The following is a 23164-nucleotide window of genomic DNA, read 5'->3' on the forward strand; positions in this document are numbered from 1 at the left end:
CTCCGTTCGTTTTATATGTTAATGTGTCTTGCGTCTTTCTAAAGCGTGCACACATATAAATAATATTTTGCAGCTAGTGCATGGTATGATACAGTTCATTTCTACAGGCTTATGCTATAGTAGAGGTAGTTATAAAATAGAGAGGATTTTAAAAAATTGAGTAAATCACTTGTTTTAGCAGAAAAGCCATCCGTTGCACGTGATATCGCGAGGGTGCTTGGCTGTAATAAAAATGGCAGCGGCTATTTAGAAGGATCGAAATATATTGTCACATGGGCGCTTGGGCATTTGGTGACGCTCGCGACCCCAGATATGTATGATAAAAAGTATAAAACATGGCGTATGGAAGATTTGCCGATGGTGCCAAAACATTTAAAAACAATTGTCATTCAAAAAACGGGGAAACAATTTAATACGGTAAAACATCTGCTGAACCGAAATGATGTAAAAGATATTATCATCGCAACAGACGCAGGGAGGGAAGGGGAACTCGTTGCCCGCTGGATTATCGAAAAAGCTCGTGTGAAGAAACCAGTAAAACGTCTTTGGATTTCTTCTGTCACGGATAAAGCGATTCGGGATGGATTTAAAAGCTTACAACCTGGAAAACAGTACGAAAATTTATATGCCTCCGCAGTTGCACGTGCGGAAGCGGATTGGTATGTTGGCTTAAATGCAACACGGGCACTAACCACAAAATATAATGCGCAGCTCTCAAGTGGGCGTGTACAAACGCCGACACTCGGGATTATTGCAACACGTGAGAAAGAAATCCGCGAGTTCCGTCCGCAAACCTTTTATGGACTGGAACTAAAAAACCAAACAGGAACAACGTTTACATGGCAAGATAAGCAAAACAATACGCGCATTTTTGATAAAGAAAAAGCAGAAAAACTTCGCACGCAACTAAATAACAAACGAGCGACGATTATTTCTGTAGAAAAAAATCATAAAAAACAATTCGCACCGCAATTGTACGACTTAACCGAACTCCAGCGAGATGCGAACCGGATCTTCAATTTTTCTGGAAAACAGACACTGAATGCGATGCAAAACTTATATGAAAGACATAAAGTACTCACCTATCCGCGGACAGACTCGCGTGTGATCACAACAGATATTGTCCCGACATTAAAAGATCGGCTTGAGGCATGCGGGGTGGATGAATACGCTAGTGTGGCACGGAAGCTTGCTCAGAAAAAATATAAACTCGCAAAATCGGTCGTCAATAATGCGCAAGTATCTGACCATCATGCGATTATCCCTACCGAGGAGCCGGTTGATTTAGAAGTACTCGGCAGCAATGAACGAAAAATTTATGACCTTGTTGTAAAGCGATTTTTAGCTGTTTTATCCGATCCACATGAGTATGAGGAAGTTCGTGTCCATGCAGAAGTAGAAGGGGAACGATTCATTGCTCGTGGGAACACGGTCGTAAAACTTGGCTGGAAAGAAGTGTATGAACGTGGCATGAGCGCAAGTCACGAGGATCGTCTCCATCCGTACAAGGAAGGAGCAGAAATTGCAGATGTTTCCGTTCGGATCACAGAAGGAGAGACAAAACCACCGGAACGTTTCACCGAAGGAGCGCTTTTAAAAGCAATGGAAAACCCGGCACACTATATGGCCTCGAATGAAAAACATTTGGCAAAAACACTCCATCAGGCGGGTGGAATTGGGACGGTGGCAACGCGCGCGGACATTATTGATAAGCTGATCGACGGACAGTATATGGAGCTGCGCGGAAAATATTTATATTTGACACAAACGGGGAAACAGTTGCTGGAGCTTGCGCCAGAAGATTTGCGTTCACCGGCATTAACGGCTGAGTGGGAACAGAAACTGACCCAAATTGAAAAAGGAAAATTAAATAGGCAGCAATTTATCGAGGAGATTAAGCAGTATACGGAAAAAATTGTTCGGGAGATAAAACAGGCGGATGCGACGTTCAAACACGATAATCTTACGGGAACAAAATGCCCGCGCTGCGATGGTTTAATGCTTGAAATTGAAAATCGTCACGGTAAAATGTTGCGCTGTAAGGATCGTTCGTGTAATTATAAGAAAAATATCTACAAAAATTCGAACGCCAGATGTTCGAATTGTAAGAAGCGGATGAAGTTGTATGGGGAAGGCGAAGGACAGACATTTACTTGTGTGTGCGGTCACCGTGAAAAACTGGCGACTTTTCAGGAACGCCGGAAGAAGGAACAAGATAAACGTGTCTCGAAAAAAGATATTAATAAGTATATGAAGAAGCAGGATGATTTTAAAAATAATGCACTCGCTGACGCTTTAGCGAAGTTGAAGAAATAAGTGGGAAGGGCTATCTGCTCTTCCTATTTTAATGATATAATAAATTTAGGAGGTGGATTAAAATTGAAATGGGAAGAGGTACGGCAAGCATTTCCAAAAAAATGGATTTTACTTGAAGCTGTCCAAGCATATACAAATGAGAAAAGCGAACGGGTTTTGGAAGAAATAACCCCTTTAAAAAAATTCTCTAATTCACCAGATGCAATGAAAGAGTACCAAAAGCTTCATCGAGAAGACCCTACTCGAGAATTGTATGTACTTCATACTAGTCGAAAAAAACCGGATATTATTGAGAAAAAGTGGGTAGGTGTGAGGAGATAATGAAAAGGTTAACAATTGATAGTGGTTTATTACTTACAGATATTGAATTAACGTACAGAGGGAATAGTTTAGTATTACATCGTGTATTAGTTGATACAGGTTCTGGGAGTACAATTATTTCTTCAGAATTAGCCGAAACAATAGGAATTATTGCGGAGGAAAATGATATGATATTTCGGATTACTGGTGTTGGAGGATCTGAATTTGTATTTTCAAAAACGATAGATAATATTAAAGTTGGAAAGACGGAAGTCAATGACTTTGTATTAGAAGTTGGTGCCATGAATTATGGTTTTAAATTAGATGGCATTATAGGACTAGACTTATTGCAGGAAATTAAAGCTATAATTAATATAGACAAGCTAACTTTAGAGTGTGATTGAAAAGCAAGTAGAGTTACCAGACTTTTACTCGCTTTTCAATGAATTAGCAGGGTGATATTATTCCTCTCCAAATCCACTCGTATCATTATACTCCAACCATTTAGCAACTCTTTCATTCGTTTCCTTTATCCATTTTTCTTGTTCAGCTGTTGGTGACTTGATTGCTTTTAAAGCTGTTTTTCGAATTTCGTTTACACCTTTTCCTGCTGTATAAAGAGATCTCCCTGTGGCAAACGTTATTTTTTTCGTATTTTCAAAATGCTCTTGTAGTGCATCCATTTTTGCACTTATTTCTTCTATACCTTCTGCTCCACCTTCTGTAAAAGTAGCGATTGAACGAATTTCCTGATTCACTTCATCAATATGTTCCATAATGTGATCAATGGCTTTCGTGGCTACGTTTGTTTTTTCTACATGTTCACTTAAATTTTCAGAAAAGTTTTCAATCGAGGAACTTACGTTAGTTGATTCTTGTTGAATTTCAATCATTTCTTTTGTAATGTTTTCAACGGAACTCTTCGTTTGCTCCGCAAGTTTTCGCACTTCATCCGCAACAACAGCAAATCCAAGACCATTTTCACCAGCACGCGCAGCTTCTATGGATGCGTTCAACCAGTAAATTTGTTTCATCGGCAATGCTCTTATTGAAATCGATCACTTCAGAAATGGAATTCACTTTATCTGTTAATGCTTGGAAATTGTCTTTTGAATTTTGGAATTCATCAATCATTGATAAAAATCCAGTGAGTGACGATTCCACAATGTCTTTGCTTTCGATTGCTTGTTCGACCATTTCTTTTGTTTAAGAAGATGCTTGTTTTGCGGTAACGGCAACTTGTTCTACCGCCATATTTATTTGTTTAGTCGATTCATTTACTTCATTCGCTTCTGTGTTTATATGGTTTACGACAGATAATAAGCTGCCGATTTCATCGATTTTAATAACCTCATCCATTGCATCACTAACACTATCAATTAATTTATTTTTTATAATCATTTGCATCTTCATATGCTGTTAACACAAGAATCGTGTCAAACGCAATGATACGATTTAAAGCAACCAAAACCCCTGCAAGCTGCTTCGTTTTGGACGCAAAACGGTTAGTAATATAAGGTACTAAATATTCATACACTCGCATATACGATCCGAAGTACCATTCTTCGGTTAATTGGATACGGCTATGAATGGTACCGATTTTTTTTCGGTAATCAACGTAGGCTTGATCCAGTTTCGGCTTTGTCAATTGCTTATAATAATTCATAATTGCCGGCACGTATCGGTCATATGTAGTAAATTCTTCAAAAATTCCTTTAATCTCAGGGATATCCATCACCATTTCATAATGCCGCTCGGCAATAGATTAAGCGTGTTTTTCCATCATGTCGTCAATGAGGGACAAATATTCAATATCTTGTTTCGTTAGTTGAACGAGTTTCATAATGTCATGAACTTCTTTAGGCATGTCGTCTAATGGTAGATCTGTTGTTGAAAATGATGGAATGTCAACTCTGTTTTTTCGTTTCATTGTAAACATGACTGTTACCTCCGTAGTCTATTCGTCTAGTTTTAGAATATCATAAATGAGGAAAATAAGTTCATTTTGAGTCTTAAGTAATGGTTATAAATATCTAATGAAAGGAGAGGTAGTGTTCAAGCTAATTCAGAACTATATGATAAAAGTTATTTCAATACGGAATTAGTCACTTCATGAATAACACAAATGGACAGAAATATCGAAAAACTTTAAACTAGTTATAGAGGTGATTCGATTGGAAAAAATCATAGAAATGAAAAACGTCTCTTGGAAAAGACAAGGAAAAGAAATTTTGCGCGACATCAATTGGGAAGTGAAAACTTTAGAACATTGGGCGGTACTCGGCTTAAACGGCGCTGGGAAAACAACGCTCTTAAATATGGTAAACAGCTACATCTGGCCATCAACCGGCGAGGTGTCAGTGCTTGGGCATCCATTTGGAAAAACAGATATTACAAAACTACGCCATTCGATCGGCTGGGTCAGCTCATCCCTTGGTGCCAGGCTGAACGAGCGTCATAATACAGAAGAACTCGTTGTCAGCGGAAAATTCGCAGCAGTTGGCCTTACTTTTGTGGATCCAACTGAAGAGGATTTTGAGCAGGCGAGGGCAGTAATGAAGCAGCTCAATATTGAATATACATATGGACAACCTTACGAAAAATGCTCCCACGGTGAGAAACAGAAAGTCCTCATTGCTAGGGGCTTGATCTCTAGGCCGAAGCTTCTCATCTTGGACGAACCGACAAGTGGACTGGATTTTATCTCACGAGAAGAGCTACTAACCACGGTGGAAGAACTTGCTTTGGCAAAAGACGCTCCAACGATTATTTTCGTAACCCACCATATCGAAGAAGTGCTGCCGGTTTTTTCACATACACTATTATTAAAAGATGGCACCGTTTTCGCCAAAGGAACAAGAGAGGAAGTGTTAACAGGTGAAAACATGTCGGCGCTGTACGGAAGAAATATCGAAGTTGACTGGCGTAGGGAGCGTGCTTGGTTGACGTTGGTGTAAGAAGCCCGATGCTATACCGCGTGCCTGGTCTCGATGGATCCGTTCGGTGGACGCTCCTCGTCCGTTTTTACAGCAAAACCCCGTTTGGATCCGTCCGATGCCTCCGTACCGAATCTAAAAAAGTAACGGAAGTAGTATATAGTAATAGTAGAGGTAAATGGACAATGTGCAAATAACAATCTACGTTTTAGAGGCTGTTCAAAAAGTCCGGTAAAAATGACACTGCGAATTTCGCACGAATGCCGCTGCTCGAAACTGCGCCGCCTCGAACTTCTTGCTCCTTTTTATCCTCCTTTTTGAACACGTACTTTTACGTAAAAAGTATGGTAAAATATAACTGAATATATTATGCTTAGAAAGGGATTGATGTGTTGCTGTCATCAACTATTGTTTTAGAACGAAAATCAATTTATATTGACCATGACCGTTTATTTAAGGAGTTAATTCAGACATTTTTCCAAGAGTTTATTGAAGCGTTTTTTCCTAAAGTGCATGCCTATATTGATTTTTCTTCCGTAACCTTTTTGGAACAAGAGGTCTTTACCGATATTTTAATAGGGGAAAAAAGAAAAATTGATATTCTTGCCGAGGTACAATTGAATGACGAAGAAAGATTAGTCCTCATCCATGTCGAACCACAGTCATCCTACCAAAAAGAATTTCACGAGCGAATGTTTATTTACTGCAGCCGTCTCTATGAAAAATACCGCAAACCTATTCTACCTATCGCTGTTTTTAGTTATAATAAAGAAAAAGATGTTTCCGATACTTTTATAATTGAATTTCCAACCTTTTCGGTTTTGGAATTTCATTATTTGCAACTTCATTTAATTAAAAAGAATTGGCGAGCTTTTATTCGTAAAGATAATCCTGCTGCAGCCGCACTACTAAGTAAAATGGGTTATACAGAAAAAGAACGTGTACAAGTAAAATTAGAATTTTTACGCATGGTAAGTCGAATGGAACTAGATCCCGCAAGAACAGCATTACTCTACGGTTTTTTCGAAACGTATTTAAAGCTAAACGAAGAGGAGGAAAAACAAATGCGAGAGGAGATTTCAAATCTGCCGGAAGAAGAGGCAACCCGCATCCTTGAATTGCCAAACTCCTATTTTGAAAAGGGTATGGAAAGAGGAATGGAAAGAGGAATGGAACAAGTGGCGGTCAACATGATTAAGAAGGGCTTCTCAAATGAAGAAATAGTGGACATAACTGGTTTAAGTAATGAGAAGGTGAAAGAGATAAGGAAAAAACTAGATGAGTAATAATTTGGAATTTTTAGTGTAATAGGTAAACAACAACCTCAAGCGGTAGTGAAATTTAGTAATAAAATACTCCCTTCTGTAATACATGTATACCACAATTTCTCTAAGTTTTCACTTGAACATTCATGATTTTTCAAACTATATTAACAAAACGATTTTAGACAGAGGACACAGCTAAAAATAGTTGTAGGCTAGACAAAGTTGGGTAGGTAATAACAAAACATGGTTTAAAATAAAAATAACAATTAAGAGAAAGAGAGGGTGGTAATGTGACGAACCTATACCGTAATGATTCTATTTCAGTTGAGGAGTATTTTCGAATACGGGAAACCTCTGATGCATTACTCGAATATATTGATGGATTTGTTTACATGTCGCCATCTCCATCTACAAAACATCAACGTATATCCAGGAATCTGGAGATCAAACTTGATAATTTTCTTGAAGGAAAGCCTTGTGAGTTATTTCATGCGCCATATGACATTGAATTAAAAAGTGATGCAATAAAGGATACTAAAATTGTTATTCCTGATATCAGTATTATTTGTGATAAAAGTGGTTTTACAGATGCTAGATATGTTGGAGTTCCCAACCTAATTGTTGAAATCTTAAGTCCTTCCAACCAGTCGCATGATCTCATTACAGCCAAATTACTTACAATTAATCCGAGGTTATCGGATATGGTATAATCTGGGCAAAAGGTTGTAAGGAGTGATAAAGTGTCTACTAAACTAAAAGAAAGTGCTCAACAATTTCAAAATAAATTATTGGGTTTAGGATATTCAAATCAAGTAGTTGAATTGCCAAGTAGTACAAGGACAGCAAAAGAAGCCGCTGAAGCGATCGGTTGCGATGTTGAACATATCGCGAAATCAATTATTTTTCGTTTGAAAAATACTAATCAAGCTTTACTCGTTGTTGCGAGTGGGAAAAATCGAATTAATGAGCGGCGAATTAGCGGCTATGTAGATGACAAGATTAAAAATGCGGACGCTAATTTTGTCCGTGAAAAGACAGGCTTTGTCATTGGTGGTGTACCACCGCTTGGTCATAAAGAAAAAGTGATTACACTAATTGATGAGGATCTGTTTCAGTATGAAACAATCTGGGCAGCGGCAGGCCATCCGATGGCAGTTTTCCAATTGACACCTGATGAATTAGTGACGATGACAGGAGGACGAGTAGTCTCTGTGAAATAACTTTGATAATTTTTTGACAAAACGGACAGTTTATAGTTAACTCAATTTTTTGATATTCTTTTGACAAAATGAATAATTTAGGTTAACTTAGGTATTAACTGAATAGATGAATCACTAGGGGAGCAAAATCTTGCTGAGAAAGACATGTCTTGACCCTTTGAACCTGATCTAGATTATACTAGCGTAGGGAAGTGGTGGTGGTATTATTCAATATACCTTAGTATTCTACCATTCCCCATGCATATGGAATGGTTTTTTGATTCTTCATTCAGAAAAATACATAAGGGAGAAGAAATACAATGTTATTTAGTGACCGCCTGTTTAAAGCAGTTGAACCAGTCTGGAACAGTTATTTGGAGCATCCGTTTGTGAAAGGGATTGGGGAAGGAACACTCGATAAGGAAAAGTTCATTCATTATATGAAGCAAGATTATGTGTACCTTATTGAATATTCCCGCGTATTTGCGATCGGAAGCACAAAGGCTAATGACCTAAAAACGATGACGATTTTTGCAAACCTCCTCCACGGGACAATGAATTTTGAAATGGATCTACACCGTGAATATGCAGAAAAATTTGGCATTACAAATGAAGAACTTGAAGCGACAGAACCGTCCGCGACGATGACAGCGTACACGAGCTATATGATCAGCCAGGCGCAACTTGGTGGCGTGGAGAATGCAATTGCGGCAGTACTTGCATGTGCATGGAGCTACAACTGGATCGGGAGAAAACTAGCAACATGGCCAGGAGCTCTCACCCACGAATTTTACGGGAACTGGGTTAACATGTACTCCTCCGACGGATTTACAAAAATTGCAAACGACTGTATCAATTTAATCAATACAATCGCAACAGACAAACCAAAGCATGAACTGAAAAAACTAGAAGAAATCTTCGTGAAAACGAGCTATTTTGAATATATGTTCTGGGACATGGCGGAAAATCTCTCCATGTGGCCAGTGAAAGAATTAGCAAAATCATAAGTAGTTGAAAAGACGGGGGAACCCGTCTTTTTTGATTTTAGGCAGACAATAAACATATCGAAATGATTGGCAAGATGTCGAGTCATTCTACAACATTGAACCTCTGACTTCGCTTGATATTTCTATCATATAATTTTCTCTATACAAGCTTACAGATTTGATCGCAGTTCTTCAATAGACTTTTATCCATCCACAATTTACAATAGAATTAAGTCGAATATTGTAGGTGATCACATTTGCAACCTTTTAAAAAAGTAATTGAAGCTTCCTATTTAACTGTAGATAAAGCGTGGAGCTATCGAGCAATATTACGCTATTTTTATATTCAACATGAAAGAATGCGAGAATTTCTTTTTCCTGAAGAAGTATATGAATACTTAATGAGCTTACAAGAATTTGCTGATTATACCGAAGAACAATTGCATCAAGATTTGGATCAACTCGTACGGTGGAATAACTTAATTGCCCGACAAGAAACGGGGAAAGCTCGTACGATAGAAGAATTTAAGAAAAAGAGATTTCGATACCAATGTACACCATATACTGTCGAATTTGAACGCATGCTACAAGAAATGGAAAAGGGTGGAGAAACGTTTGGTGGATCGCTTGAGAAAAAGGAGTTTGAGCGATTATATCAAGCACTCTTTGAGGTGGAAAAACTTGTTAGGAAAAATTCACCCCTTCCAAGTGCTGATGAATGTGCTCAAATTTGGAACGATGTATTTACGTATTTTCGCTCGATTACGAAAAACACTTCCGATTATATTGCTCATATTAATTCAGAAGAAGCGGAAGAGCGGATGCAAACAGAGGCATTTCTCGTATTTAAAGATCAATTCACGACTTATTTGCGAGACTTCATTATTGAATTACAACAAACAGCACTTAAAATTCAGCAACTATTAAGATCCATTGAACTAACAACATTAGAATCACTGATTGAACAAGTGATCATCCACCAACAACGAGTTCCCCGTTTTGAAGATATTCAATTAGATAAAAAAGAACTTATCGAAGCGGAACAAGAGAAATGGCAAAGTCTATCCATTTGGTTTCTAGGAAATGAACGAAGAGAAAGTGAACTCGACATGCTACAAATCCGCACAAATGAACAAATTAGACGGATCACCCGGGTTGTACAACGATTAGGAGAAAGACATAATTACTTCCGGAGCCGAAAAAAAGATTATCTCCACCTAGCGAAATGGTTTGATACTTTACCTGACGTAAAAGACGCCCATGAACTTTCAGCTGTTGTTTTTGGTGTGTTTCATACAAGGCATTTATTTAGCGATCACGTCCCGACAGATGATATTTATACAGATGTGTGGGACGAGCATCCGATGGAACACGAAACAAATCCACGGATCCGAAATTACCGGGAAAAAACACGCCCAGGTGCGATCATTAGCCAACAGAAACAAAAAGAAGAAACAAAACGAGAGCATCTTCGTCACAAACAAATCGAACAACAAACACTTGAAAAATATATGGATGGAAATGAAATTCATCTCGACCAACTACCAGTTATTGAACCTTACGTAAGAAAAATGTTATTAAGTTGGATCGGAAAAGCAATGATGCGAAAAGACCGAACATTGCAAACGGAACATGGGCACATCGTTAAAGTGATCATGTCCAATGAGGAACGAATCATCTTGCAAGCAGAAGATGGCGCTATCGAAATGCCGAAAGTAATTTTTCAGTTCCTAGAAGAGGTGAACGCGTAAATGGAAATAGCAGCATTCGATGAAAAAGCCCAAACAGCATTACGTGTTCTAATGGAAAAGTTTTGGATTTTAAGATTGCAAGATCCTGAAACGTATCAACTAATTCGTGAACGAGAAAAAATGCTCAAACGCTATGTCGATGAAAAATTTGGCTTTGATTTAATCGTTCATCAACATTTTATCAAACTCGAAAAAATTCCTGTCGAAACGAAAAGTTGGATGGGGATTCAGGAGTTTCAAGAACCACGTGATTATGCGATTTTTTGTTGTGCCTTAGCATTTACAGAAAACCGTTCTGTCGATGAACAATTTTTATTATCTGATATTTGTGAAGATATTAAAGATATGTATCCTGGAGAAATGGCGCTCGATTGGACGAATTACAACCACCGCCGGTCTCTCGTTCGAGTTATTAAACAGCTAGAAAAATTAGTGATCCTTACAACAGTGGAAGGGGAAATAGATCAGTTCGCCATGGACGAGGAACAAGAAGTACTCTATGAGACAACCATTTATGCACGTTACTTTATGCGCTCGTATCCGAAAGATTTATTTGAATATGATTCTGTTACAGAAATTTTAGACAGTGAATGGGAACGTCATGAACAAGATGCCAGAAGAAAACGCGTCTATCGAAAATTAATGATTTCTCCCGTCGTCTACCGGGAAGGAGAAGATGATCCTGATTTTGCGTATATACGTCAATATCGTAATCGACTGCGAGACGACTTAGAAGCACACACCCTCTTTCGGTTGGAAGTTTTTAAAAACGCCGCACTGCTTGTCTCAGAGGAACGAAAACAGGACTTAACCCTTTTCCCAGATCAAAAGGCGATGATGGATGTCGCTCTTCATTTTGCAAGTTATATTCGTGAACAGGAAGAAAAATTTCAAACGGACGAATTCGGGAATATTAGAATTACAAAAATTATGTTCGAACAGACAATAAAAGATGTCCACGCTATTTATGGAAAAGGTTGGAGTAAACAATATCGAGAAGGCTCCATCACAGCGACAATGAATGAATTGGTTCATGTTTTACTCGACTGGGAAATGCTTACAATAGAAGAAGCGACAGGTGCGTACAGTCTTCGCCCATTATTAGGAAGGGTATCTGGGAAATATCCGAAAAATTTTCTCATAGAGGAGGGAAACCGACATGAACAAGCACAATAAATGGAAAATAAAACGAGCAGGTTTGTTAAACTTTTGGTATTACGATGATGAAATTTTTGACTTTGCGGACGGAAAGTTATTATTAAGAGGAAGTAATGGATCAGGAAAATCAGTCACGATGCAAAGTATTTTACCGATTTTATTAGACGGGAAAAAATCTCCAGATCGCCTCGACCCATTCGGTTCCCGCGCTCGGAAAATCGAAGACTATTTACTTGGAGAAAAAGAAATTGCAGGTCGTGATGAGCGGACAGGCTATTTATTTTTGGAATATAAACGAGAAAATACGAATCAATATATAACTACTGGAATAGGTCTACAGGCAAGACGCCATAAGACGTTAAATTTTTGGGGATTTGTTATTACCGATAACCGTAGAATTGGAGAAGATTTCTTCCTATATGAATACGAACATCATGCGGGAGAAAAACAACAAATTCCATTATCCAGAATTCAACTGGAAAACCGAATCGGAACAGGTGGGCATGTCGTTCGTACACAAGGCGACTATATGAAGCTTGTCAATAAATATATTTTCGGTTTTGAAACGATCGAAGCGTATGAAGATTTGATTAAACTATTAATCCAACTCAGAAGTCCGAAATTATCTAAAGATTTTCGCCCAACGGTCATTTATGAGATTTTAGAAGCAGCGTTACCACCACTGACAGATGAAGATCTCCGTCACCTGTCTGACACGATTGAACATATGGATCAAACGAAACAACAGATCGAACAATTAGACCGGGAACAAGAAGCGTTAGATAAATTGATCAAACGTTATCATGCCTACAATGAGTATAAACTTGTTGAGGCGGCAAGTCATTATGTGGAAGCGAAAAAAAGGTTTCAAAAAGAAGAAAAATTGATTACCGAAAAAACGCAGGAAAAACATGAACTAGAGTTCGAATTGGAACAACTTACGAAACGAAAACAAGAACTAGAACAGCAGTCAGAACTATTAGAGAAAAAACAAAATCGATTACAGAAACATAAAGTTTGGAGTTTAGAAGAAGAACGAACGACTGAAATAGAACGTTTCACAGAAACGAATCGAGAATATGAGAAAAAGGATAAAGCAGTAACAGAAAAAACAAAACAAGAAGTCAAAACAAAAGAACAGATCGAGCACTTGTCAGGGAAAATTTCTGAAATCGAAAATAAAATGGCAGACCAGCTTATTGACTTAGCAGCGGATGCAGCAGAATCCTCTTTTGAACGTCACGAGCTAAATGTCCAAGATTTTGAACGATCTAAAGATGATAATTTTGATTTTACCGTTTGGAAGCAGGAAGCTGGAAATCATTATGACCAGCTAGGTGCAATTAGTGAACAACTTCGAACGTATGAACAAAAGAAAACAGAAATTGCTGAAACCGAAAAAATAATTGCTAATACACAGCTTGAGATCGACCAAACGAAGCAAGAAGAAAACGACTGGACACAAGTTTTTGAAAAAGATAAACAAGAAAAAATCGATGAAATTCATGCATGGGCAGAAAAACATGATTTTTTAGGCATCGATTCAGGGTTGTTACAACAAACGTCACGCGATCTATTACGATTGTATGAACCAACTTCCTTTGAAATAATTCGTATGCCGTATGTGCAGGCGAGTAATGATTTTCAACTACGAGTAAATGAATCCATTGCGATGAAGAAAGCAGAGCGAACGGCGATTCAACAAGAAATCGCAGAGCAGGAAAGTGAATTAGCTGAATGGAAAAGCAAACGAGACCCTGAACCACCAAATCAACAAGAAGCAACAAAAGAAGCGCGTAAAAGACTGCAGAGAGCGAATCATGCCTTTATTCCATTTTATGAGGCAGTTGAATTTCAGGAACATGTTGATGAAGAGGTCAGAAAACGGATCGAAGCGGCACTTATTGATGCAGGGTTACTCGATGCACTGATTACGAATGAGAACATACTGATCGAACATGACCGAGTATTTCAACCAAATCCGCAGATGATGGCACATACATTGGCAGATTATCTTTTTCCAGATGTCGATGAACATACGAAGGTAGAAGCTTCACGGATCGATGAAGTGCTGCGAAGCATCTTAGTGGAAAGTGATGAAGCAGAAGGTATTACAATCCGAGTTGATGGTACGTATAAGATCGGATCTGTCGAAGGACATGCTGTACCAGTTGAAACTGTACGTTTTATTGGAAAAAATGCCAGGAAACGGTATAGAGAAGAACAAATTGAGCGTATTACGGCTGAAATTGAACGTCTCAATAAGAACGAACAACATGTGCAGAAAGCGATATTAGCGTTAGAAGAAAAAGTCGAAGCGGCACAAGCAGCGATGAAAATTTTTCCGAATGATGATGACTTAAACGTCAGTTTTAATCATATTGAAACTTGTCGCTTTCAGATTAGCCAACTAAAAAAGCAACTAGTTAATTATGACCAAAAACTACGAGAGATTATCGATGTTTTCCAAGCAATTAAACGAAAACTTGATATGGAAACAAAGGGTTTAAATATTGAATTTACGTATGAAGCATATCAAGAAGCACTTACTATTCAACGCCGTTATGAAAAAGATGTAAGTGATTTAGAAAAATACCACGTCACCTACCGCCATGAACAACGGAACAAAGAACAAGCAGAAAGTCGTCTGAACGAGCTGGAATTGGAAGTCGATGAATTAAAAGGGGAATTAAATCTTTTAGAAGATAAACAGATACGACTGGAACAAAATATCGCTGAAATTGAAAGTCAGTTACAAGCTCATGGCATGGAGGATATTCGGAAGCAAATTCAAGACGTACAAAGAGATATCGCGGAAACAAATGCTGAACTAGAAACAAATCGAGATGATACCCCGTTAAAAGCAGTGAAATTACAGACAATAGAAACGGTCATTTTGGAGCAGCAACAACGAGTGCGATTTTCAAAAGTCATCATAGAAGCGTGGAAAAAGCTATATGTACAAGAAATCGCATACGGATTTATTGAACTTCCTGAAGAAATCGAAGCAGAAAAACAAGTGACCTGGATTATCAAAAAATATAAAGACCAATTAACGGAACCAGCTAAAATTGAAGAGCAATTATCCAAAGTGTTTTACGAACAACTTTCTAATTTAATGGAGTATCGTATGACCGAACATTCGACGCCAATTCCTGACGTAAATGTTTCAAGCGAATTATGGACAGATGAGCAAAATATATTACTTGAAAATTGGAAAAACAAAGCATCAAGACGGATCATTCAACTTGATTTTCAAGGAAAACGTTTGAGCCCATATTATGTGCAGGAGATGGTGGAGGAAGACCGCTCCCGCCAACAGACGATGTTAAATGATCAGGATCGCCAATTATATGAAGAAATTTTATTTGATTCGGTCGGAAAAAAATTAAGAAGCAGAATTCACCGTGCACAAGAATGGACGAAAAAAATGAATGAGCTCATGATAAAAAGTGACTCGACCTCTGGGATATCCTTTTCCATCCAGTGGAAGCCACGAACAGCTGAAACTGAAGCAGAACTCGACACGAAGGAACTTGTCGACTTGTTACGGAGAGATCCGCGTTTATTAAAAGAAGCAGATTTAAATCAAGTGATGGAGCATTTCCGTTCCAAAATCGATCGTGCGAAAGAACTAATTGAAATCAAAGGAGAAGGAAACACGCTCCTCCAAGTGTTAAAAGAAGTGCTCGATTATCGTTATTGGTTTTCATTTGTCCTGTCCTATCAAAGAGTCGGAGAACCAAAGCGAGAACTGACGAATAATGCCTTTTACAAATTTAGTGGTGGAGAAAAAGCGATGGCCATGTATATTCCACTCTTCACCGCTTGTTATTCAAGATATTTAGAAGCAGATCAAGCAGCACCTTATATCATTTCACTCGATGAGGCATTTGCTGGGGTGGATGATGATAATATTAGTGCTATGTTTCGAATTGTAGAAGAGCTAGGTTTTGACTATATTATGAACTCCCAAGTGCTTTGGGGAGACTATGATACGGTTTCTAGTCTATCGATATGTGAACTCGTCCGCCCGAAAAACGCCAACTTCGTTACGGTCATCCGTTATCTGTGGGACGGGAAATCAAGGCAGTTAGTTGTAGATGAAGATGAAGCATTAGAGGAAAGTTTGAATTAATTGATATGTAGGAGGCGCGAAAATTTGATTTGCGCCTCTATCCGTATAGGTGAGGGAAGGATCTAGATGGAAAACCTAATTAAAGAAGCGGTATGTTTTTTTAAAAGTGAACTAGCGTATGATAAACTCTTTAAACTGTTTCGGAAAAAATATGAATCTCTTGGACGAATAGGGGGCACAGTTTCCGTTCAAGGTTTCTCGAATAGTGAACTGGAGGAAATCGGCAAGTTTTTTGGATTGCCAGGTGAGCAATTAGAGAAGAAAGGCTCCATTTCATTGCGTTCATTTGAAGAACAAATCGCACATACCAAATTCAGTGCAATCTCATTAAAGCAATTGCTGGATGGATATTTTGGAGAAACACTTATTTCTAAAAAAGAACAACTCGCAATAAAAGAGGCGAATTTACATGAGTTTTTATTAGAACAGAAAAACCGTCATCCCAATATAGCCTTTTGGATATCTTTTATTCAAGACCAAAAAAGAGAGGCACGATGGATTTTGCGGCTTGCGGAAAATGACCCAGATATATTTAAAGAATTACTTGCAACGTTGGCACAGGCATTTTCTGCATTACCCAAAATTGCTGAGCGACTACCCATGTTTAGCCAACGAATCACGGGTGATCCACACGCATTCGATTTACCGACAGATTTAGGGAGGATGTTTATTCATTTATTAGCGGTTCACCGAGCTGAAATAGAAGAAGCTGAAGCCGAAATCCCGAATACGACAGAAGAAATTAATGAGATTCTTGAGTATCATTTTATTTATCGCGATGATTTGTTGAACTTTGTTACTTGCGCAAATTTATTCGCTGAAACTGCTGGTGGATTGCATCCTGTATGGGAGGCGGCTGTAAAAGAACAGACAGTTCAAATTGTTCCATTGCGAGAACTCGTTCCATTAGTTCGTGCCTATCCCACGGTGGGCAAGAACGTTTGGATCGTAGAAAACTCAGGTGTTTGCGCAACGTTACTTGATTATAAACCAGATGCGCCAATCATTTGTACAAATGGGCAATTCACATTAGCAACACTAATGTTAATGGATTTATTAGTGAAAAACGGCTGTGTCTTGTACTACGCCGGCGATTTTGATCCAGAGGGTCTTGGCATGGCTGAGCGGTTAGTGGAACGATATTCTGACTCTGTTCAATTATGGCATATGGGGTTAGAAGCTTATCGTAGAACGAACCCAACGAAGGAATTGTCACAAGAACGCCTAGAAAAATTAAAAGGAATGACAGATGAGAGATTAGTTGAAGTTGCAACGGAAATGCAGCGGGTTGAAAAAGCAGGATATCAAGAAGCATTGGTAGAGTGGATGGTGGAGGATTTAAAAGAAAAGAGGATGACTTGATTTAGATTATCCTATAGAAAATAGGTGCTTGTACTGAGGATGGTGCTGAATTCTTTGCATCGACCGGTTTCGTTATAAACCAGTATTTTTTATTGCAGAATAACTTGGTTTCCGTCGGGAAATTTCTACAAGATTATTTTCAGATCATATAGCTACCGTTTTCGTGTATTAATAGATGAATCTTTACCGTGGATTGTTACTTCAGGTAATATAAAATAAACTATTCATGGAAGAGGTGTACGAGAACATGAATACAGCCAAAGAACGACTACTTAAAATAATTGAAGAAATACCTGAACGAGAAATGGTAAAAATCCTTGACTTGCAGAATATTAAAAGTTAAAGGAAACAAGTTTATCAGAGGAATTTATAAAGGATAGTGATAGCAGTCTAGATTTTTGGAATAATGATATTGATGATGAGGTTTGGAACGACGATGTTTAATCAAGGTAATATTGTTATAATAGGGGAATACCCCGTGCCGATGAATGTGCGGGTTTTTTACTATATACTTAAATAAACTTCTGAGATTCGTTGGTGTAATGACAAGTCATTACAATGCAACTAATTGTGTGTTAATATGGTTTTATATAAGACGTGCTTATGAAAAAAATTGGAGGTAAGGAAATGGCAATATCAAAGTGGGATTTATTTAAAAAAATTGAAGAAATCCCAAAAGAAAAGTATTTAGAAATACAAGAATATTTGGATCGATTACTTGAAAAGGAAGAAGTAATTTTAGATGAGAAGTCAAAAAAAGATTTAAAAAAATCATTGAAAGAATACTCGGAAGGAGATTATTTAACATTTGACCAAGTTTTTGAAAAAGGTGACAATGATGTTTAAGATTAATTTTTCAAAAAGAGCAGGAAAATATATAAAAAAATTAGATAAACCAACAAAGGAAAGGATTAAAAGAGCATTATTACTTCTTGCTGAAAATCCGTATGATACGAACTTGGATATTCATAGATTAGCAGGATATGATGATTCATTTAGATTAAGAATTGGCAAATATAGAGTACTATATAAAATTATGGATAATGAAATCGTAATTTTTGTTTTTGATGTGGATAGTAGGGGGGATATTTACAAATTGTAACGTTAATCCAGTATTTTATCCACTGATTTTCAACCCTTCATGAACAATCCAAATTATTCAGTTTCGATGTCGGTCGAATTAAATACTACAGTACCTTTCGGAATATTATCCACTCTTCATATTTACCTTTCATGCAGAAATATCTAAATAGCTATTTAAAAACGTATAAACTTTAACAATTAAATCTTCCAACCAAAACAGATTGAATGGGCAGCAAAAATATGGAACTGGAAGCTGATTTAGAAAGGAGAAAAACGTATGTCTCTTACTAGTTTACTAAGAGGTTCAAAAACTAATCAGAAAGAGTTTCAAGAGATTTTAAGAGAAATTATCCCAAACAAGAAATCGTTTCAAACAATTTCTGGTAAAGAAGCATTTTCTAAAACTGATTATGAAGTTTTAGCTCCTTATGCTCTTGTTAAAAGTGATAATTCTTCAATTGTTGGAATTGCTTTTGATTATTTGGCTAGAGTTATGCTGGCTCGACTAGTAAAAGAAAACAGGTATGAATCATACTCGAGCATAACAGCCGGGGGGTGGAGTGATCGTCTTATCAAGCTTCTTAAAAAAACATCGTTCTATTGAATCGAAAATCGAAAAAAAGGTTAAGGAAAGCGTAAAAAGATTAAAAGCATTTTGTAACAACAAAAGAGATATTAAAGAATTGATTTTAGATGTTTGTTTCTTAGCAAAACTTGAACGTGTTTTTCGCTCAGGACTCCCTCCAGCGGATCTTTTGGAAAGTTCATTTTTTGATGGATCAGATGATGAAGTTATAAAAGATTTAGAACAACTATGTGATGTGTTTCAAGAAAAGTTCATGTCTATAATCAATCCAACCAGTGAAATTATCTACAATCCTAATTTTGGTATTGCATCCGCTTTTGTAGGTGGTGCAGACGCTGATGTTATCATTGACGGGACATTATATGATTTTAAGACGGGGAAAAATATAGGTTATAAATGGCAAGAGATTGCTCAAATAGTTGGATATTATTTACTTAATGAAACCTCTTTGGAGATTCACAATGCTGAAGAAAATTACAATATGGATGATTCTTTTCAACGTTTAGACATTAAAAGAATTGCCTTTTATAGAGCGAGATATGGGGAAGTTGAATACATAGACACAACTTATTTTGATGATGAAATAATTGAAACAGCAAAAAAGAACCTTGCTTCTTATTTTGCTAAGAATCGTAATTTCAGTAGGACAGTGGTTGAAAATCTTCATATTATTAAAGCGATAGCCAATAGATGAAAATAAATAATAAACTAGCTATAGACATTTATAAATGATAAATTTGATGGAGTAACCAAGGACAGTAACGAAAAGGTTTTTACGCCAAGTTTATTGAATTATAATATACATTTATCAAGGAGGAAAAAGATGAATAGGTTAAATCTTATTACTCTTGGAACGAGGAATATTGTAAAATCACATAAATTTTTTAAGGAACTTGGATTTGATACTTCGATTAGAGGAACAGAATCAAATCCTTTTATTATATTTTTTAGAAATAAGGGGACAAGAATTGCCTTGTATCCAATAGAAGAACTTGCAAAAGACGTGAATAAAGACAATCCACCTGAGATATCAAATGGATTTTCAGGGATCACGTTAGCTTATAATGCAAAGTCAATGGAAGAAGTTGATGAGGTTTTAAGAAAGGCTGAGTCAGCTGGAGCTACAATTCAAAAAGAGCCAAAGCAAACGGATTGGGGCGGATACAGTGGATATTTCACTGATCTTGATGGCTATTATTGGGAAGTTGCCTATGGGGAAGATTGGGAGTTTGATGAATCAGAAATGTTAATTATCGAAGACCTATAATATTTGTAAATGATTAATTGAGGTTAAAAACACTTTAAAAACCAAGCGCTTTTGCTTTTCTCGGAAAACTAAACCCATCACAAGAAAAAAACGGGTTTCTTTTTATTCTCGAAAATTGATATGATGGAGATATTGCAGTTTTAGAAGGAGGGCTACGCTATATGAACAAAAAATCTATCCTTCCTAACAATAAGTGGACGTTAGGTTTACTCGTTATCATCATAACCGTTCTATGGGGCTATGGATGGGTGGTTATGAAAGAAGTCCTAGCTTATATGGGACCTTTCACTTTTAATGCGTTTAGATTCGGAATCGGATCGCTAACCTTACTTGCTATCGTATTTATTTTAAAGTTAGGTGTCCCGCCAAAGAAGTATTGGAAACCTCTCGTCATTGTTGGACTCTTACAAACCGCTGCAGTGTTTATACTTGTCATGTATGGTTTGGGATTCGTTGATGCAGGAAAATCTTCTGTACTTTTATATTCCATGCCGATGTGGAGTAGCCTATTAGCGATAAGGTTTTTAGAAGAAAAGCTAACAGTTAAACAAATAGTCGGCTTAATCATTGGAATGATAGGATTACTATCTATTTTGGGATGGGATATTTGGACTGAGCAAAAACTCCAATCAATTATTGGAGAGCTATTAATCGTTATGGCAGCAATTGTGTGGGCAATATCCAATATTTATTACCGCCTCCATCTTCAAGCATTACATAAAGTTCAAGCCTCGGCCTATCAAATGACGTTCGGTACAATTGGAATCATTATTGCAGCAATGGTGATGGAATGGGGAGATCCGGTTCAGTTGAACGTACATAGCTTTTATTATATTTTATTTGCTGGAATATTCGCCTCCGCACTCTGCTTTACTGTTTGGTATTTTATTTTAAGCATGATTGATATGGCAACAGCGACAATCGCTACATTGCTTGTGCCGATATTTGGGCTTATATTTAGTGCGTTCCTTTTAGGAGAAGAAATGTCGGTAGGGATTGTAGTTGGTTCAGGCCTGATTATATGTGGGATTGTTGTGGCGCAAAGAACGAGGAAAGAGAAAGTAGTTGAAAGAGTGGGGGAGTCGGTTTGATAAACAGGGTCGCTTGATGATTTTATAATTGAGTAAAAGCATGTGATTTTAGTGCGGGGAAACATAAAGCAAAGTCTTAAGTATAAAACATTTTTACACAATTATAAAAGTGTCATTGACAACCTTTTGAAAGCGTTCTATAATTGAAGCAACACTTTAACTTAAGTGTCACTTCAAAAGTAAATTTAACTTTTTAAGTAGTGATGGATGGCGTCGGTTTGACTGCATAATAGAACGAATAGATAGAAGTTTGAAGACTAGATGTCATGTATAGACGTATAGTCGAGTCACTAGGATACGAGGAGGTTTCATCATGGATAAAGATAAAGATCTAAGAAGAGTATTGGTCGCAAGTGTGGTGGGAAGCTCCGTAGAATGGTTTGATTACTTCTTATACGGGACAGTGGCAGCACTTGTGTTTAACCAAATATTTTTTGTTACTGAAGATCCTGCTTTCGGGACATTATATGCATTTGCAACATTTGCTTTAGCATTTTTTATTAGACCTTTAGGTGGAATTATTTTTAGTCATATCGGAGATCGAATCGGCAGGAAAAAGACGCTTGTTTTAACATTGAGTCTCATGGGACTTGCTACTTTTCTGATGGGTGTGTTACCTACATATGGTCAAATTGGACTTTGGGCACCCGTGTTATTAATTCTTTTACGGTTAATTCAAGGATTAGGTCTTGGTGGAGAGTGGGGAGGGGCGCTTCTTTTAGCGGTTGAGTATGCCCCAAAAGAAAAAAGAGGATTATTCGGAAGTGTGCCACAGATGGGAATCACGATTGGAATGTTAATGGGAACTATTGCGCTTTCCATTATGACACTGCTTCCACAGGAGGCATTTATAACATGGGGTTGGCGTGTACCTTTCTTACTTAGCGCTCTCCTCGTTATTTTTGGATTGTGGATTCGAAAAGGGATTGAGGAAACGCCAACTTTTCAAAAAACACAGGAGAAAGGTGATATCCCAAAGTTACCAATCGCTGATACATTCAAATATCATTGGCGGGAAGTGCTCATTGCAACCGGAGCAAAAGTAGTGGAAACGGCACCATTTTATATTTTTGGAACGTTTATTGTTTCCTATGGAACGCAAAATTTGAGCTACAATCAAACGTCGATACTGATGGCAGTCACCGTAGCAACCATTATTACAACCATTTTAATGCCTGTAATGGGAAGCTTTTCAGATAAAATAGGCAGGAAGAAGCTATATGTCGGTGGAACAATTTTAATGATTTTATACGCATTCCCTTATTTTTGGTTAATACACCAAGGATCCGTAGCTCTTCTATTTTTAGCAACTATTATAGGGTTAGGGGTTATCTGGGCTCCAATAACAGCTGTCTTAGGGACAATGTTCTCAGAAATTTTTAGCGCGAATGTAAGGTATACCGGGATTTCTCTCGGATATCAAATTGGTGCGGCAGTTGCAGGGGGAACAGCACCTTTAGTTGCAACAGCATTGTTGATTCGATTTAATGATTCGTATATTCCGGTAGCTCTTTATATTATCTTTACCGCACTTATTTCGCTCGTCGCAATTTGGACGGTGAAAGATCGGCATAATGAAGAGTTGGATGAGGATTTGGTTACTGTAGAGGATAAAGCAAATTAGAAAAGTTTTCGACATAAGCAGAAACGTGGATCAATCCACGTTTTTTTGTTTGTGATGAAATCTAGAATACCTAAAAAATCCGTACATTTTAATTCTGAAGTT

The 23164-nt window shown here is 37.5% G+C and carries 22 protein-coding genes, 1 pseudogene and 1 riboswitch; of the genes and pseudogenes, 19 read left to right on the forward strand and 4 right to left on the reverse strand.

The window, feature by feature from the left end:
• Nucleotides 1-156: 156 nt before the first annotated feature.
• From SPD89_RS17270 to SPD89_RS17280, 3 genes are all read left to right on the forward strand, one after another.
• On the forward strand, nucleotides 157-2316 hold the full coding sequence (locus SPD89_RS17270; RefSeq protein ID WP_336263192.1) for a DNA topoisomerase III: 2160 nt from the start codon (nucleotides 157-159) through the stop codon (nucleotides 2314-2316).
• A gap of 63 nt (nucleotides 2317-2379) precedes the next feature.
• On the forward strand, nucleotides 2380-2637 hold the full coding sequence (locus SPD89_RS17275; RefSeq protein WP_336263193.1) for a hypothetical protein: 258 nt from the start codon (nucleotides 2380-2382) through the stop codon (nucleotides 2635-2637).
• Entirely contained in the window at nucleotides 2637-3020 is a 384-nt protein-coding gene (locus SPD89_RS17280; RefSeq protein WP_336263194.1) for a retropepsin-like aspartic protease, read from the forward strand. The genes SPD89_RS17275 and SPD89_RS17280 overlap by 1 nt, the downstream gene beginning before the upstream one ends.
• Before the next feature lie 57 nt (nucleotides 3021-3077).
• Here SPD89_RS17280 and SPD89_RS17285 read toward each other — a convergent pair whose 3' ends face one another.
• From SPD89_RS17285 to SPD89_RS17300, 4 genes are all read right to left on the reverse strand, one after another.
• Nucleotides 3078-3650 carry a methyl-accepting chemotaxis protein gene (locus tag SPD89_RS17285; RefSeq protein WP_336263195.1) on the reverse strand — a complete coding sequence of 191 codons (573 nt, stop codon included), beginning with the start codon at nucleotides 3648-3650 and terminating at the stop codon, nucleotides 3078-3080.
• 172 nt (nucleotides 3651-3822) lie between these two features.
• Nucleotides 3823-4017, reverse strand: a complete 195-nt coding sequence (locus SPD89_RS17290; RefSeq protein ID WP_336263196.1) for a hypothetical protein — start codon at nucleotides 4015-4017, stop codon at nucleotides 3823-3825.
• Entirely contained in the window at nucleotides 4001-4357 is a 357-nt protein-coding gene (locus SPD89_RS17295) for a protoglobin domain-containing protein (protein WP_336263197.1), read from the reverse strand. Before SPD89_RS17295 ends, SPD89_RS17290 begins: the two co-directional genes overlap by 17 nt.
• Nucleotides 4358-4381: 24 nt before the next feature.
• Entirely contained in the window at nucleotides 4382-4555 is a 174-nt protein-coding gene (locus tag SPD89_RS17300; protein WP_336263198.1) for a hypothetical protein, read from the reverse strand.
• Between the two features lie 235 nt (nucleotides 4556-4790).
• On the opposite strand from SPD89_RS17300, the gene SPD89_RS17305 reads away from it, so the two are divergent.
• The 16 genes and pseudogenes from SPD89_RS17305 to SPD89_RS17380 all read left to right on the forward strand — a co-directional run bounded on the left by SPD89_RS17305 (nucleotide 4791) and on the right by SPD89_RS17380 (nucleotide 23062).
• On the forward strand, nucleotides 4791-5573 hold the full coding sequence (locus SPD89_RS17305; RefSeq protein ID WP_336263199.1) for an ABC transporter ATP-binding protein: 783 nt from the start codon (nucleotides 4791-4793) through the stop codon (nucleotides 5571-5573).
• A gap of 371 nt (nucleotides 5574-5944) precedes the next feature.
• Nucleotides 5945-6838: a transposase gene (locus SPD89_RS17310; RefSeq protein ID WP_336263200.1), complete on the forward strand. Its 894-nt coding sequence runs from the start codon at nucleotides 5945-5947 to the stop codon at nucleotides 6836-6838.
• Nucleotides 6839-7107: 269 nt separating this feature from the next.
• Nucleotides 7108-7479: pseudogene (locus tag SPD89_RS17315) on the forward strand (Uma2 family endonuclease); the annotation flags it as partial.
• Between the two features lie 78 nt (nucleotides 7480-7557).
• Nucleotides 7558-8037: a YbaK/EbsC family protein gene (locus SPD89_RS17320; RefSeq protein WP_336263201.1), complete on the forward strand. Its 480-nt coding sequence runs from the start codon at nucleotides 7558-7560 to the stop codon at nucleotides 8035-8037.
• 106 nt (nucleotides 8038-8143) lie between these two features.
• Nucleotides 8144-8244: riboswitch (TPP riboswitch) on the forward strand.
• A gap of 92 nt (nucleotides 8245-8336) precedes the next feature.
• Nucleotides 8337-9023: a thiaminase II gene (gene tenA / locus SPD89_RS17325; RefSeq protein ID WP_336263202.1), complete on the forward strand. Its 687-nt coding sequence runs from the start codon at nucleotides 8337-8339 to the stop codon at nucleotides 9021-9023.
• Nucleotides 9024-9259: 236 nt separating this feature from the next.
• Nucleotides 9260-10753: a TIGR02677 family protein gene (locus SPD89_RS17330; protein WP_336263203.1), complete on the forward strand. Its 1494-nt coding sequence runs from the start codon at nucleotides 9260-9262 to the stop codon at nucleotides 10751-10753.
• Nucleotides 10754-11929, forward strand: coding sequence for a TIGR02678 family protein (locus SPD89_RS17335; protein ID WP_336263204.1), 1176 nt, complete (start codon nucleotides 10754-10756; stop codon nucleotides 11927-11929).
• A complete protein-coding gene (locus SPD89_RS17340) occupies nucleotides 11913-16049 on the forward strand; it encodes a TIGR02680 family protein (RefSeq protein ID WP_336263205.1) in 4137 nt (1378 codons plus the stop codon). Before SPD89_RS17335 ends, SPD89_RS17340 begins: the two co-directional genes overlap by 17 nt.
• A 66-nt stretch (nucleotides 16050-16115) precedes the next feature.
• Nucleotides 16116-17411 (forward strand): TIGR02679 family protein, encoded by a 1296-nt coding sequence (locus SPD89_RS17345; protein WP_336263206.1) that lies wholly within the window; start codon nucleotides 16116-16118, stop codon nucleotides 17409-17411.
• A 627-nt stretch (nucleotides 17412-18038) separates the two neighbouring features.
• A complete protein-coding gene (locus SPD89_RS17350) occupies nucleotides 18039-18257 on the forward strand; it encodes a hypothetical protein (protein WP_336263207.1) in 219 nt (72 codons plus the stop codon).
• Nucleotides 18250-18513, forward strand: a complete 264-nt coding sequence (locus tag SPD89_RS17355; protein ID WP_336263208.1) for a type II toxin-antitoxin system RelE family toxin — start codon at nucleotides 18250-18252, stop codon at nucleotides 18511-18513. Before SPD89_RS17350 ends, SPD89_RS17355 begins: the two co-directional genes overlap by 8 nt.
• Before the next feature lie 258 nt (nucleotides 18514-18771).
• On the forward strand, nucleotides 18772-19098 hold the full coding sequence (locus SPD89_RS17360) for a hypothetical protein (protein WP_336263209.1): 327 nt from the start codon (nucleotides 18772-18774) through the stop codon (nucleotides 19096-19098).
• Entirely contained in the window at nucleotides 19055-19774 is a 720-nt protein-coding gene (locus SPD89_RS17365) for a hypothetical protein (protein WP_336263210.1), read from the forward strand. The genes SPD89_RS17360 and SPD89_RS17365 overlap by 44 nt, the downstream gene beginning before the upstream one ends.
• A 129-nt stretch (nucleotides 19775-19903) precedes the next feature.
• Nucleotides 19904-20347, forward strand: coding sequence for a VOC family protein (locus SPD89_RS17370; protein WP_336263211.1), 444 nt, complete (start codon nucleotides 19904-19906; stop codon nucleotides 20345-20347).
• Nucleotides 20348-20508: 161 nt separating this feature from the next.
• Nucleotides 20509-21438, forward strand: a complete 930-nt coding sequence (locus SPD89_RS17375) for a DMT family transporter (RefSeq protein WP_336263212.1) — start codon at nucleotides 20509-20511, stop codon at nucleotides 21436-21438.
• A 313-nt stretch (nucleotides 21439-21751) separates the two neighbouring features.
• Nucleotides 21752-23062 (forward strand): MFS transporter, encoded by a 1311-nt coding sequence (locus SPD89_RS17380; RefSeq protein WP_336263213.1) that lies wholly within the window; start codon nucleotides 21752-21754, stop codon nucleotides 23060-23062.
• The last annotated feature ends 102 nt before the right edge of the window (nucleotides 23063-23164 follow it).

This window comes from Pseudogracilibacillus sp. SO30301A, from assembly GCF_037072025.1.
GTDB lineage: Bacteria > Bacillota > Bacilli > Bacillales > Amphibacillaceae > Pseudogracilibacillus.